12 protein-coding genes are annotated in these 13,781 nt (G+C 63.3%); 6 read left to right on the top strand and 6 right to left on the bottom strand.

The window, feature by feature from the left end:
- Positions 1-118 precede the first annotated feature (118 nt).
- A complete protein-coding gene (locus AC5J09_RS11365; RefSeq protein ID WP_324764377.1) occupies positions 119-2,095 on the top strand; it encodes a protein-L-isoaspartate(D-aspartate) O-methyltransferase in 1,977 nt (658 codons plus the stop codon).
- 18 nt (positions 2,096-2,113) lie between these two features.
- On the opposite strand, the gene AC5J09_RS11370 is transcribed toward AC5J09_RS11365, so the two are convergent.
- Positions 2,114-2,437 (bottom strand): hypothetical protein, encoded by a 324-nt coding sequence (locus AC5J09_RS11370; protein ID WP_100670920.1) that lies wholly within the window; start codon positions 2,435-2,437, stop codon positions 2,114-2,116.
- A gap of 3 nt (positions 2,438-2,440) precedes the next feature.
- On the bottom strand, positions 2,441-2,572 hold the full coding sequence (locus AC5J09_RS11375) for a hypothetical protein (protein WP_018095947.1): 132 nt from the start codon (positions 2,570-2,572) through the stop codon (positions 2,441-2,443).
- Positions 2,573-2,747: 175 nt separating this feature from the next.
- Between AC5J09_RS11375 and AC5J09_RS11380 the strand changes: the two genes are divergently transcribed.
- Positions 2,748-3,254, top strand: a complete 507-nt coding sequence (locus tag AC5J09_RS11380; RefSeq protein WP_100670916.1) for a ferritin-like domain-containing protein — start codon at positions 2,748-2,750, stop codon at positions 3,252-3,254.
- 76 nt (positions 3,255-3,330) lie between these two features.
- Here AC5J09_RS11380 and AC5J09_RS11385 read toward each other — a convergent pair whose 3' ends face one another.
- Positions 3,331-4,128, bottom strand: coding sequence for an endonuclease/exonuclease/phosphatase family protein (locus AC5J09_RS11385; RefSeq protein WP_324764647.1), 798 nt, complete (start codon positions 4,126-4,128; stop codon positions 3,331-3,333).
- A gap of 10 nt (positions 4,129-4,138) precedes the next feature.
- Between AC5J09_RS11385 and AC5J09_RS11390 the strand changes: the two genes are divergently transcribed.
- A complete protein-coding gene (locus AC5J09_RS11390) occupies positions 4,139-5,080 on the top strand; it encodes a putative bifunctional lysylphosphatidylglycerol flippase/synthetase (protein ID WP_324764375.1) in 942 nt (313 codons plus the stop codon).
- Here AC5J09_RS11390 and AC5J09_RS11395 read toward each other — a convergent pair.
- Positions 4,975-6,627, bottom strand: a complete 1,653-nt coding sequence (locus AC5J09_RS11395) for a phospholipase D-like domain-containing protein (protein WP_324764374.1) — start codon at positions 6,625-6,627, stop codon at positions 4,975-4,977. The genes AC5J09_RS11390 and AC5J09_RS11395 overlap by 106 nt on opposite strands.
- 143 nt (positions 6,628-6,770) lie before the next feature.
- Here AC5J09_RS11395 and lhgO point away from each other — a divergent pair, with 143 nt between their 5' ends.
- From lhgO to AC5J09_RS11410, 3 genes are all read left to right on the top strand, one after another.
- Positions 6,771-8,018 (top strand): L-2-hydroxyglutarate oxidase, encoded by a 1,248-nt coding sequence (gene lhgO, locus AC5J09_RS11400; RefSeq protein WP_324764373.1) that lies wholly within the window; start codon positions 6,771-6,773, stop codon positions 8,016-8,018.
- An 87-nt stretch (positions 8,019-8,105) separates the two neighbouring features.
- Positions 8,106-9,989 (top strand): sigma-54-dependent Fis family transcriptional regulator, encoded by a 1,884-nt coding sequence (locus AC5J09_RS11405; protein ID WP_494297619.1) that lies wholly within the window; start codon positions 8,106-8,108, stop codon positions 9,987-9,989.
- A gap of 304 nt (positions 9,990-10,293) precedes the next feature.
- On the top strand, positions 10,294-12,096 hold the full coding sequence (locus AC5J09_RS11410; RefSeq protein WP_127708408.1) for an NAD(P)/FAD-dependent oxidoreductase: 1,803 nt from the start codon (positions 10,294-10,296) through the stop codon (positions 12,094-12,096).
- 95 nt (positions 12,097-12,191) lie between these two features.
- Here the strand turns inward: AC5J09_RS11410 and AC5J09_RS11415 are convergent, their stop codons facing one another.
- Both AC5J09_RS11415 and AC5J09_RS11420 read right to left on the bottom strand, forming a co-directional pair.
- A complete protein-coding gene (locus tag AC5J09_RS11415; RefSeq protein WP_324764371.1) occupies positions 12,192-12,950 on the bottom strand; it encodes a sulfite exporter TauE/SafE family protein in 759 nt (252 codons plus the stop codon).
- A gap of 100 nt (positions 12,951-13,050) precedes the next feature.
- Entirely contained in the window at positions 13,051-13,755 is a 705-nt protein-coding gene (locus AC5J09_RS11420; RefSeq protein WP_275599597.1) for a GntR family transcriptional regulator, read from the bottom strand.
- Between the last annotated feature and the right edge of the window lie 26 nt (positions 13,756-13,781).

The raw sequence follows: 13,781 nt of genomic DNA on the forward strand, positions 1-13,781 counted from the left end.
CGTCAGGGTCCGCAAAAGCAACCCGGCCGCCCGAAAGGAGCCAGGTCACCACCCTTGGCGAAACAATGACACGATCTGGCGCGGCGGGTTGCGATGAAACGCAAGGAAGGCTTCCGCCATGATTGATTTTTCGCGCGCCCGCGAACGGATGATCACGTCGCATCTCTCGCGACGGGGGATAAGGGACAGATATGTCGTGGAGGCGATGGGCGTCGTCCCGCGGGAGGCATTCGTCGATCCAGGCTTCGAGGAATTCGCCTATGAGGATTCGGCCCTCTCGATCAGCCATGGCCAGACCATCTCGCAGCCCTATATCGTGGCGCTGATGATCGAACGCGCCGAAGTCCAGCCGGGCGATACGGTGCTCGAAATCGGGACCGGATCCGGTTATGCGGCGGCGGTGCTGAGCCGGATCGCGGCACATGTCTATACGATCGAGCGCCATGCCGGCCTCGCCGAGGTCGCCCGGAGACGATTTGCCGAGCTCCGTTACGGGAATATCGATGTGCGTGTCGGCGACGGCACGGCCGGCTGGCCCGAGGCAGGACCGTTCACCGCCATATTGGTCGCTGCCGGAGGTCCCGAGGTACCGCATGCGCTCAAGGAGCAGCTCGACCTCGGCGGCCATCTCGTCATACCCGTCGGCCCCCCGGAGGAGCAGCGGCTGCTGAAGGTCACGCGCGTCAACGCCACAACATTCGAGGAGCAGGACCTCGGCGGGGTCAGATTCGTGCCGCTCGTCGGCGAATATGGCTGGCATGAGGAGCGGGTTCAGTCCCGGGCGGGGCTCAGACCGGCGCCCACGCTGCCCGAGATGGTTGCAGAGTCGGCCGAGCCGCTGCCCGATTTCGACGATCCTGCCTTCGGGCGGCTTTTCGATCGCTTTGCCGGGCGGCGGGTCGTGTTGCTCGGAGAGGCGAGCCACGGCACGTCGGAATTCTACCGCGCCCGCGCATCCATCACGCGTCGCCTGATCGAGGAACATGGGTTCACGATCGTGGCGGTCGAAGCGGATTGGCCGGATGCGGCGGCGGTCGACCGCTATGTCCGACATCGAATGCAACGCATGCGTCTCGACGCGCCTTTCCAGCGGTTCCCGACCTGGATGTGGCGCAACCGCGAAGTCATGGATTTCGTCGAGTGGATGCGCGAACATAACGGCCGCAGGGGCTTGTCCGGCCGGGCCGGCTTCTACGGCCTGGACATCTATAATATGCGCGGCTCCATTGCCGCGGTTCTCCGGTATCTCGATGAGACCGATCCCGAGGCCGCTACGGTTGCCCGCGAGCGCTACGGTTGCCTGACCCCCTGGCAGAACGAGCCGTCGACCTATGGCCGTGCGGCCATGACCGCGGGCTTCCGCAAATGCGAAGAGGCCGTCGTCAAGCAATGCCGCGAACTCCTGGAGAGGCAGCTCGAAGCCGGGCGCGACAGCGGCGACGAGCTTCTCGACGCGGTGCAGAACGCGCGCCTCGTCGCCTCGGCCGAGCGGTATTACCGCATCATGTATTATGCCGGGGCCGAGTCCTGGAACATGCGCGACACCCATATGTTCGCGACGCTCGAGCACCTGTTGAATGCACGCGGCACTCGCTCGAAGGCGGTGGTGTGGGCGCACAATTCCCATATCGGCGATGCTCGCCATACCGACATGGGCACGGCACGCGAGGAGTTGAACATCGGTCAGCTCTGCCGCGAGCGGTTTGGCGACAAGGCAGCGCTGATCGGCTTCGGCACGCATGGCGGTCATGTGGCTGCCGCAAGCGATTGGGACGGCGAAATGGAGGTGAAGCCGATCCGGCCGTCGCTCGAAGGAAGCTACGAGCGCGTGATGCACGACTCAGGGGTCGAGCGCTTCCTCATCGACTTCGAACGCCACGCGCGGCTGCGTGACGGTCTCCTCAAGCCGATGCTCGAGCGCTTCATCGGCGTGATCTACCGGCCGGACACGGAACGCTTCAGCCACTATGCCCACGCCTCGCTGCCCCGGCAGTTCGACGCCTTCGTCTGGTTCGATCAGACGACGCCGGTCGAACCGCTCGGCGCGGAACACATAAAAGCGGGCGTGCCGGATACGTTCCCGTTCGGTTTGTGAGGCTCGTGAATCGGTGCGTTAAAGCTGCGTCGAGATGATGTTGTCGACGCTCACCTCCCCGCGGAGCACGCCGCGTTGCGTGCCGTCCGGGGCCGGCCCCTCCTCGACCACGGTGTAGAGCTTCTCGCTGCGAAACGCGCTGGCCATGTCGGTTGTCACCCCTTCCGCCGGCTTGGCGTCGATTTCGAGGAAATCGAGCTCCGCCTCGCTTGCGACGATGCGGGCATCGCCGCTCGATCTTGCCGCCACTACGACCTCGCCCTGGTAGCTGGCATTCTGCCAGTTAGGATCGTCGGGCTCCGCGAGCGGCGACAGACGGTATATTTTGAGCTCTTCGTGCATGTGCTACTCCGACTGGTCGATAGCATGCGGCGGCGGTTGCCCCGATTCGGCCGACTGGTCGAGAGGGAACATCATCCAGAGCGCCGCAATCACCACCAGGACGACGATCACTGCTGCAGCCAGGATCTTGGACATGTGAACCTTCCGACGATTGTCGAGACCGAACCGCGAAACCTGCGGTTTTCCGGTCTCCAATCACCAAGGCGTCGAATTGTTCCGAAGCCGCAGGGTGACGCGGTCACGCGCCGTTCTGCAGGAACATTTCGGGAAACCGCCGGTTGGAGGGCGCGCGAAAAGAAAGGGATATCCGATGGCTACTGCGAACGAACACCTTGTGGCTTGGCTCAGGGATGCACATGCGATGGAAGAGCAGGCGATCACGATGCTCACCAGCCAATCGAGCCGGCTGGAAAACTATCCAGAACTCAAGACCAGGATCGACCGCCACTTGCAGGAGACGAAAGACCAGGCGGCCATGCTCGAGCGCTGCCTCGAACGGCTCGACGGCGGAACCTCGAGCATCAAGGATATCAGCGGCAAGATCGTTGCCTTCGGGCAAGGCCTGAGCGGCCTCTTCGTCAGTGACGAAGTCGTCAAGGGCACGCTGGCCAGCTATACATTCGAGCATATGGAAATCGCCAGCTACAGGATTCTCATCGCCGCAGCCGAACAGGCGGGCGATCAGGAGACGAAGCGGGTCTGCGAGAGCATCCTGCAGCAGGAAATCGCGATGGCCGAGTGGCTGGCTGAGAACGCCGGTGAGATCACGCGCAGATTCCTGGAGCGAGACCAGCGGGACGTGACGGCCAAACACTGAAACCGCTTCAGACCAGAAACCTGCGAGACCTGCGGGCAGCGCCGCGCCTCGAACAAGATGCGCGGCGCTGTCGTTTTCAGGCCTCCTGCTTTTCGTCTCGCTTGACGACATCCAGTTCGGCAAGCAGCGGAAGATGATCCGAAGCGCTTCGCGCCAGCGTGCTGCCGTGTACTCTGCAGGAAGCCACTTCTATGCCTTTGCCGATCAGCACGTGATCGATGCGCAGCAGCGGCAATCGCGATGGAAAGGTCGGCCGCGGCTTGGCGCCGGTCAACAGCTGCGCGTCGCTGAGCTGTCGGGCCAGGAGCCTGTAGGCGGTCGAGCGCCCCGTGGCGTTGAGATCGCCTGCCAGGACCACGTGAGCGTCCCCCTTGGCCATTCCTCCGAGCCAGCCGGGACCTAGAAGGGCGGTCGCCTGGCGCAGGCGCTCGGCGCCGCGCAATCCGAGATGCGTCACGATCACCTGAAGCTTGATTTCGGCGACGTCGATCTCCACCCAGAGCGCGCCTCGCGGCTCGCCGGACGAGGGGAGGGGTGCTGCCTTGATCAGCCGCATAGGCAAGGCCGTCAGAACGGCGTCTCCGTATTTCTCGTCCTCCAGGTGGAGAGCCGGATGGAACTCGGCTTCCATGTTGAGATGCGTGGCGATCATATGGGCCTGGTCTATTCCGCCGGTACGGGCGCGGCCGACGTCGACCTCCTGCAATGCGATGACGTCGGGCTGGCACTCGGCGATGACGGCGGCGATGCGCGCGGGATCGAGCCTGCGGTCGGTGCCGAAGCAGCTGTGAACGTTGTAGGTGAGGAAACGTATCCGCTGTCGCATCGCCTTCGGAACACGCAGCACCTGCTTTTCGTTCCGGTGGGTGCGCAAGGGAGGGCCGATGTCCAGAAAAATTCTAGCGAGATTGTTCATCGCTGCCGGTATCTGCGTGGCGGGCTGGTTGATCTATCGGACCCTCAGCCAACACAGCTTTCATGATATCGTCGGCTCGATCATGCGGATTCCGGCCCGGAATCTCTTGCTGGGCATCGGTTTCGTCTTTCTTTCCTATTTCTGCCTGACCCTCTTCGACACCCTCGCCATCCGCTATGTCGGGCGGAAGCTCGCCTATCCGCAAATCGCCATCGCCTCCTTCACCAGCCTTTCGATCGGCCACAATGTCGGCGGTGCGGCCTTGAGCAGCGGTGCCGTCCGCTACCGCTTCTACTCGCGCTGGGGGCTGAGCGCCGAAGAGGTGGCGAAGGTCATTCTCTTCTGCGGTGTCACCGTCGGCCTCGGCCTTGTCACATTGGCCGGGCTTTGTTTTCTGGTCGTGCCGGCGGGTGCCGCGCGCCTTACCGGATTTTCCACGACCGGCGCTTTTCTGTTAGGCACTGCCTGCATTGCGGCCGCGGGCGGTTACGTGCTGCTCGCTTATTTTCTACGGGGCTCGGTTCGCATTTTTCGCTGGACTTTCGAAATGCCCTCGGTGGGGATTGCGGCCTTGCAGGTCGTCGTCGGAGTCGCCAACTTCCTCTGCGTCAGCGCAGCGTTGCATCAGTTGCTGAGCGCCTTCCAGGAGGTGAGTTTCATCGATACGGCCATGGCCTATGTCGGGGCCGGCGTGACCGCGATCGTCAGCCATGTCCCCGGCGGCATCGGCGTACTCGAGGCGACGATCGCATTTCTGCTTGGCAGTTCGGCGAGCCTGGGCGCTCTGATCGCCTTTCGGGCGATCTATTTCTTCCTGCCGCTACCGCTCGGCTTGATCTTGCTTTCGGTCACGGAGCTCGTCGCCCGTCGAGATGAGGAAAAAAGCCTGGCGAGCAAGGCGAAAAGCTGACCGATCCAGCGCCTCACGAGCTTGTGCGTGCGGTAAAAGGGTCGGATCGGCCTCTGCGGATCGACGATCTCCGTGCCCCAGATGAGACTGGTCGCGCCGTCGTCATCGATTCCGTCGAAGGCGCGTATGCCGCGCCGGCGCGTATTCAACATGTCCAGGGTGGCGACGAGAGAGTTCGTTTCCCTCAGTGCCTTCTCAACGGCGTCCGCTTCAACGTCGAGATGTTCTGCAATCAGGCCGTTGCGGACTCTGGCAATGGCGGCGCGCTGCCCTTCGTTGGCGGCTTCTACGGCGACGTCGCATTCGGTGTCGAGGCTTGCCGAGCGGTGGTTGAAGTTCGACGAGCCGACGCGGAAAAAACGATCGTCGATCGCGACCACTTTGGAATGGATAATCACCTCCTGCTCGGATCCGTCGGCGGCGGGAACGACCGGATAGGCGACCCTGAGCCTGCCGTAGCGGTCGGCCCGCTTGAGCCGCCGAACGAGGCGGTCGCGGTTTCCTCCCATGACGATGCGTTCCAGAAGCCCATGCGAGCTGCGGGTGGTGATGACCACCACTTCCGGGCCATCAGGCTCCTGCAGCCGGTCGCAGAGCAACTGTCCGATTCTTCCCGATGCGAAATACTGGTTTTCGATGTAGATGTGACTTCGCGCACTGCGCAAAGCATCGAGCGTCAACCGCAGCGCCTCCTGTCGGCCGCGTCGTTTGCCGGAGCCCGGCTCCGTGCGGGCGATTGCGACCGGGCAATCCTCGAGCACCGGCACCGTGCCGTTCGGCCATGCAAGCGCCCGCGCGGGCGGCGCCTCGATTTCGTCGCCCGTAGAGGCTTTCCAGCGAGATCTGCAGAGATCGCCGATGGCACGGCTCGCCCCGCCTTCGAGCACCACCTGTATGTCATGCACCGGATCATAGGGTTTTCCGTCCGGATCGCGCCTCAACTCGTTCTCGGCCGCGTGCTCCGGCGTGTCCCAGCGGCGCGCCGTCAGGTCGATGCCCCCGGCAAAGGCGATGCTGTCGTCTATGCAGACGAGCTTCTGATGATGCGATCCGCGCAGCGCCCGATGGCTTGCGAAACGAAGTTCGATCTGCGGATGGGCCGCCCATTGCTGCTTGCGAAACAGCCTGAGCGACTTTCCCGAATAGATCGGTCCCATCGCCCAGACGAGAATGCGGATCTTCAGTTTCGGCTTTTGTGCAGCGAGGCGCTCGAGCCTGCTGCCGAGCGATTCCGCTTGGGGGTCGTCGGGTCTGAGCTTGATGCGCGGATCGAAGTCCCATCCGGTGATCCAGATCTGCTCTTCCGCCTGATCGAACGTGCTGTCGAGACAAGCATAATAGGCGGCTGCGTCCACCAGGAAGGACAAATGCCGTGCGGGCGCGCTGCGCCAGACATTCTCCGCCTCCTTTATTATCGGCCGGCTTGTCCGACGCCGTCGGCCGGCCGGATTTCCAGTGAACGCGCTTTTCCAGTCCAAGCTTCCTATCCCGTGCGTGGCGACTGGAAATGAATCCCTTTCAACCGTGATTTGTTCCAGGAGCAGCATTGTTGTGGCGTGCGCCTCTGTCGGGGCGGTTCGTTATCGTATGGCTCCCACCTGGCTCCAGGCACCGTGCTTCCCCGATGCCTGCAAGAACGCTATGCATGGCAAAGGACGCATAACATGTACGAGCCGGGAAGGTTGCGAGTTTGTACGACTATTGCATCATCGGGGGCGGCATCGTCGGCCTCGCTACGGCCATGGCGCTGCAGGAACGGGTGCCGGGCGCCAGCATCGTGCTTCTGGAAAAGGAGCGGGAGCTTGCGCGCCACCAGACGGGCCACAACAGCGGCGTGATCCACGCCGGAATTTACTATGCACCGGGATCCCTGAAAGCGAAGCTGTGCCGCGAGGGAGCGGAGGCGACCAAGGAATTCTGCACCGGGAACGGCATCCCCTTCGAGACCTGCGGCAAATTGCTGGTGGCGACCACCGAGGCCGAGGTCGAGCGCATGGAGAGCCTGGAGGAAAGAGCGCAGCAGAATGGGATCGAATACTCTCGCCTGTCGACGTCGCAACTTCGATCGGAAGAGCCTAACATCGCCGGCCTCGGCGCGCTTCTCGTCCATACGACGGGGATTGTCGATTATTCGGCAGTTTGCCGGGCGATGGCCGAGCGCATCGGAGCCCGAGGCGGCGAAATCCGCTGCGGGGTCGAGGCCACTGCTATTGCCGAAGAGGATGGCGGCGTGCGGATCGCAAGTGCATCCGGCCGCATCGAGGCGCGCAAGCTGATCGCCTGCGCCGGCCTGCAGTCCGACCGCATCGCCTTGATGGCCGGGCTTAATATTGACCACCGCATCGTGCCGTTCCGGGGCGAATATTACGTGTTGCCGCCGTCGAAGGTCGGCGTGACCCGGCGCCTCATCTACCCCATTCCTGACCCGGACCTGCCTTTCCTCGGAATTCACCTGACCCGAACGATCTACGGAGGCATGACCGTCGGCCCCAATGCGGTGCTGGGCTTTGCCCGCGAGGGCTACCCGAAGGGCAGCTTCAAAGCGGCCGATGTCGCGAACATGGCGGCGTTTCCCGGCTTCTGGAAAATGGCGGCGAAGAACTGGCGGTCGGCGATCACGGAATTCGCCAATTCGGCATCGCGGTTCCGCTATCTGCGGGAGTGCCGGAAATACTGCCCGTCGCTCACGATAGACGACCTCGCGGTCCCGCAGACGGGCATCCGGGCGCAGGCGGTCATGGCCGATGGCAGCCTCGTCCACGACTTCCTCTTCAAACAGACCGAAAGGATGCTTCACGTCTGCAACGCGCCGTCGCCGGCTGCGACCTCTGCCATTCCGATCGGCCGCATGATCGTGGACCGCCTGCTCGAGGGGGCTCCTCCCAAGACGGAACGGTCACAATCGCTTCATGGGGCTCATCCGCAACTTTATCGGTAGTGCATCGAGCCGCCGCTTCCTTTACTTTCGCCCCTGCCATGCGCAAACTCTGCCGGAGGAGCAAGCGCGGTCCGTTGGGAGGCGGCGATGGTTTCACATTCCGAGCATATCCGCGAAATCGAACGCGTCAGCCGTGGTCTTCCCGTGCGCCGCGACAAGACCGTCGTGAAATCGTGGCTGCGCTGCCTGGAGCATCACCGGCTCGATCCGGCGCAGAGTTGTGAAGCCTATATCGTCCCGGAAACGCGACTTAGGGAACACCGCCAGCAATCGGAGGATCTGATCGCCATCGCCCGTTCGGGGCTCGAAAACCTGTTCCGCCAGGTGGCGGGGCAGAACTACGTGCTGCTGCTTTCCGACCGCGAAGGCGTGACGGTCGAGTTCCTCGGCGATCCCCTCTTCGGCAACAGCCTGCGCAAGGCGGGGCTCTATTTGGGTTCGGAGTGGTCCGAATGGCGCGCCGGGACCTGTGCGGTGGGCGCGTGCCTGGAAACGGGAGAGGCGCTGACGATCCACCAGACCGACCATTTCGACAACACCCACACGCCGCTCTCCTGCACGGCCGCGCCGATCTACGATATCCAGGGCGAACTCTCCGCCGTCCTCGACATCTCGCTTCTGAGTTCGCCAATCCTAAAGGCGAGCCAGAATCTTGCACTGCATCTGGTGACGGCGACCGTAAGGCGCATCGAGCTTGCCAATCTCATGGCGCAAGCGCGCAACCAATGGGTCCTGCGATTCTCGCGCTCTCCCGAATTCCTCGACGTCGATCCGGAGGCGGCGATCTCAATCGACGGTCTTGGCCGGATCGCCGGCATGACCCATGCTGGGGCGAAAATCCTAGCGCGCTCGACGGGCCTCGACTGGCGCGATCCACGGCAACTGATCGGCGAGCCGGTGTCGCGCTTCTTGGACATCGAGATCGATGATCTGTCCGACCTTACCCGCCGGCGCCCGACCCAGGAGCGGCTCGTCTTTGCCCGGGACGGAAATGCGCTCTTCGCCCATGCGATCGAGCCGCACTCGAAGGTCCGCGCACCGCTCGCTTCGCACGAACAGATTCCACCGGCCTTGCGGCGGCTCGGCGGCGAAGCGCCCGTGATCGCGGCGCTCCAGGCAAAGGCGGCAAAGCTTGCACGGACGCGATTGCCGATCCTCATTCAGGGCGAGACCGGGACGGGCAAGGAACATCTCGCGCGCGCCATCCACGAGGGCAGCGGTCTCAAGGGCCAGTTCGTCGCCATCAATTGTGCCGCGATTCCGGAGCAGCTGATCGAAAGCGAGCTTTTCGGCTACTTACCGGGAGCTTTCACCGGTGCTTCGGCCAAGGGCCGCAAGGGTCTGATCGAGCAGGCGGACGGCGGAACGCTCTTCCTCGACGAAATCGGCGACATGCCGCTTTCCCTGCAAAGCCGGCTGTTACGCGTGCTTGCCGAAGGCGAGGTGCTGCCGGTGGGCGGGACGGCGCCGCGGAAGGTGCGTATCCGGGTCGTCTCGGCGTCGCATCGGCCGCTGCAGAAACTCGTCTCGCAAGGCGCATTCCGCGAGGATCTGTATTACCGGCTCAATGCCGCTACCCTCTCGCTCCCGGCCCTCAGGGACAGGCCGGACTTCGACTGGGTGCTGGAGCGGCTCCTGAAGCGGCACAGTGACGGCGAATTGATATTATCCGCGGCGGCCCTGGCTGCGCTCAAGGCTCATGATTGGCCGGGAAACATCCGCGAACTCGACAACGTCATCGCCGTCGCCGCGGCACTTGCCGAGAACGGCGTCGTGGAGCCCGGCGACCTGCCGGACCACCTCCTGGCGAATGCGGGCACTGTCGGCGGAAGCGAGGCGAGCGCTGCCTTGAGCCTGACGCTCGCCGCTTGCGACTGGAACATTTCCGAGGCTGCCCGCCGGCTGGGGCTCGATCGCTCGACGGTGCACCGGCAGATCAAGCGCTACCGCCTCAAGCCGCACCGCCATTGAGGCGCGGCGCCCCCTGCAGCCGGGATATCCCCTGGCCTGCCGGCCAGAGGCGGTCACACCTCACCGCAGTCCTCGACGCGTATATCCGTTGGGAGGCGTAATCCCGGTGGCTGCCGTGCAACAGGCGCGGCGCCACACATGTTGCAGCCGCGTCGCTTCATGCGACACCTCCACGCTCTCTGCTCCTTGAAAATACGTGGTTTTCTGCCCTGGCACGGTCATTGCAGAAGGTGGTTCGACGATTGGCGTCTGCGGGCGGTTGAGGAGCCGCCCGTGTGCTATCCAAGCGAAGAGGAGGATACCCATGCTTGAAGAAAGTCCCGGCACCCGCATCGATACCGCGCTTGCCAAACTCGGAAAAGCCCTTGAGCAGGGCGACATCGATACGGCCGTCAATCTGTTTCAAGCCGACTGCTATTGGCGCGACCTCGTTGCCTTCACCTGGAATCTCAAAACGATGGAGGGGCAGGACCAGATCCGCGACATGCTGACGACGCAGCTCGCGGCGATCAAGCCGGCGCGCCTGCGCCAGGACGAGAACGAACCGGCAAGCGCCGGCGACGGCGTCACCGAAGGGTGGTTCGAGTTCGAGACCGAGGTGGCGCGCGGCCACGGCCATATCCGCCTGAAGAACGGACTGATCTGGACGCTCCTGACGACGATGACGGAGCTCAAGGGGCACGAGGAGCCGAAGGGGCTCAGGCGGCCGCTCGGCGCCGAACACGGTCATGACCCGAACCGCAGGACCTGGAAGGAAAAGCGCGAAGCGGAAGCAGCCGAACTCGGCTACACGACGCAGCCCTATGCCGTCATCATCGGCGGCGGCCAGGGCGGGATCGCGCTCGGCGCGCGCTTGCGGCAGCTCGGCGTGCCGACGATCATCATCGAGAAGAACGAACGACCGGGCGACAGCTGGCGCAAGCGCTACAAGTCGCTCTGCCTGCACGATCCGGTCTGGTACGACCATCTGCCCTATATCCCCTTCCCCGAAAACTGGCCGGTCTTTGCGCCGAAGGACAAGATCGGCGACTGGCTGGAGATGTATACCAGGGTGATGGAACTCAATTATTGGAGTTCCACAACCTGCAAGTCGGCCCGATACGACGAAGCGACCAGGGAATGGACGGTGGTCGTCGAGCGCAATGGCGAGGAGGTCGTCCTCAGGCCGAAGCAGCTCGTTCTCGCAACCGGCATGTCCGGCAAGCCAAACGTGCCGAAGCTCGAAGGCCAGGACATATTCAAGGGCGAGCAGCAACATTCGTCGCAGCATCCCGGTCCGGACGCCTATCGCGGCAAGAAGGTGGTGGTCATCGGCTCCAACAATTCCGCGCATGATATCTGCGCCGCACTTTGGGAAGGCGGCGCCGATGTGACCATGGTGCAGCGATCGTCGACCCACATCGTCAGATCGGACACGCTGATGGAGATCGGGCTCGGCGATCTTTATTCCGAGCGGGCGCTTGCCGCGGGCGTGACGACGCGCAAGGCCGACCTGATCTTCGCCTCGCTGCCCTACCGAATCATGCACGAGTTCCAGATTCCGCTTTACGAGAAAATGCGCGAGCGGGACGCCAGGTTCTATGCCGATCTCGAAAAGGCCGGCTTCATGCTCGACTGGGGCGCTGACGGCTCCGGCCTGTTCATGAAATATCTGCGCCGAGGCTCCGGCTATTATATCGACGTCGGCGCCTGCGACCTCGTCATCGACGGCAGCATCAAACTGAAGTCCGGTTCCGACGTCAGCCACCTGACCGAGGATGCCGTGGTGCTGAAGGACGGCACCGTGCTTCCGGCCGAACTCGTCGTCTACGCCACGGGCTACGGTTCGATGAACGGCTGGGCAGCGGACCTCATCTCGAAGGAGGTCGCCGATAAGGTCGGCAAGGTCTGGGGCCTGGGCTCCGATACGCCGAAAGACCCGGGTCCATGGGAGGGTGAGCAGCGCAACATGTGGAAGCCGACACAGCAGGAGGCGCTCTGGTTCCACGGCGGCAACCTGCATCAGTCGCGGCATTATTCGCAATATCTTTCGCTGCAGTTGAAAGCGCGCTGCGAAGGCATATCGACGCCGGTCTATGGCCTTCAGGAACGCCACCATCTATCCTGATCGGCAGTGCCAGCCGGAGAAGTCCGGCTGGCACCCGGCGGCCCGGTAGGCGGGCCAGATCCTGAGTGGAACCCGTGCGCACTCGATCGGCGGGATCAAGTGCTCCCCGGCAAAATCCGCAGGAGCGTCTCCCTTTGCTCCCAGATCATCAACGCTCCGCTCAGCGCCATGAAGCCGATCACGATTGCGCGGAAATTCAGCTCGCTCATGTTCGTCAGCACGCGCTTGGCGAGCCAGTTGGAGACAAGCGCACCCAGCCCGGCTGCGATGCCGAACAGCAGCAGCTTGCCTGTCAATGCTCCGAACGCCGTATAGGTGCCGATCTTGGCGAGATGCATGGGTAGGGAGATTGCTGTTTTGGTCCCCACCATCTTTTCCTTGGTGATGCCGGCATTGAGATAGAGCGTGTTGAGGATCGGCCCCATGGCTCCGATCAGGCCGGACAGAAATCCGACGATGAATTGTGCCGGGAAAAACCACCAGGTTGCAGCCGCGAAGGTCCTTTCCCGCCGGCCGAAGCCGTACTGGAATATTGTCGAGATCAGGAACAGACCGACGACGATCTGAAGCCATTCCGCCGAGGTGTTGGAGAAGGCGGCGGCGCCGAGGACGCCGCCGAGGGCCGCGCCGGGGAGACCCCAGGCGACGACGCGCCATTCGATATCCCGGAAAAACACCAGGATGCGCCCGCCTCCCGCAATGACGGTGGCGACCGCGGCCACGGGAGCGACGGCCTGAGCACCGGCGATGAAGCCGATGAGCGGCACGAGAAGCATGGCTCCGCCTCCGCCGCCGATCGTCGAAACGATCCAGGCGATGAAACCCGAGGCGGCGAGGAGCAGATAATCCATCATGTCGAACTTGCCCTCAGGCGAGCCGGATCAGACAAGGAGATCCGCGGGACCGTCGTCCGCGAACCTATCGATGAGGTGGCCGCGCGTGGCTCCCGGCATGTTAGCCGAGTTCTATGTAGTCCGGATAACGCGCCGCGATGTCGTCGATCATCGACAACGTGCCGGAGAGGTGGGTCTTCATCGCCTGCGCTGCCTCGACCGGCGCACCCTTTTCGATGCTTTCGATGATCATGTCGTGCGTGTCCACCACACGTTTGGTGCCGACATTAACGAGATTGAGACGCCGCAGACGATCGATATGGCCGCTGTGGCGGCGGATGATCGGCCAGATATGCTCCAGCCCCGCTTCCTCGAAGATGATGAAGTGGAACGCACGGTCGGCCGCCAGAAACTCCGCATGTTCCTTGGAGGCGAGGGCTTTCAGCCTGGTGTTCGCCGCTCGCAGCCGGTCTGCGATCTGCCGCCTGCCGGGCTTTTCCGCCAGATTGAAGACGGCTTCCTGCTCGACGGCGCGGCGCATGAGGTGGGTCTGGCGTGCCAGATTGATATCGATTTTCGACACCAGCGTCGCATATTGCGGATAGACGGTGACGAGGCCTTCCTCCTCCAGGCGCATCAGCGCGTCACGCACCGGCGTCTGGCTGAGACCGAACTGTTTCTGCAACTCGACGCGCGAGAGCGCCGTACCGGGGGCAAGGTCGAGTGCGAGGATCCTCTCGCGCAGATATTCCACGATTTGCGGCGCGATCTGCCGGGTGCGGTCAAGGCCGCTGCGGTGCTTGGCAGCCGGAGCTTCCGATATCAAAAATCCAATCCTCCAGGACGGTTCCA

This window comes from Sinorhizobium sp. (assembly GCF_059070375.1).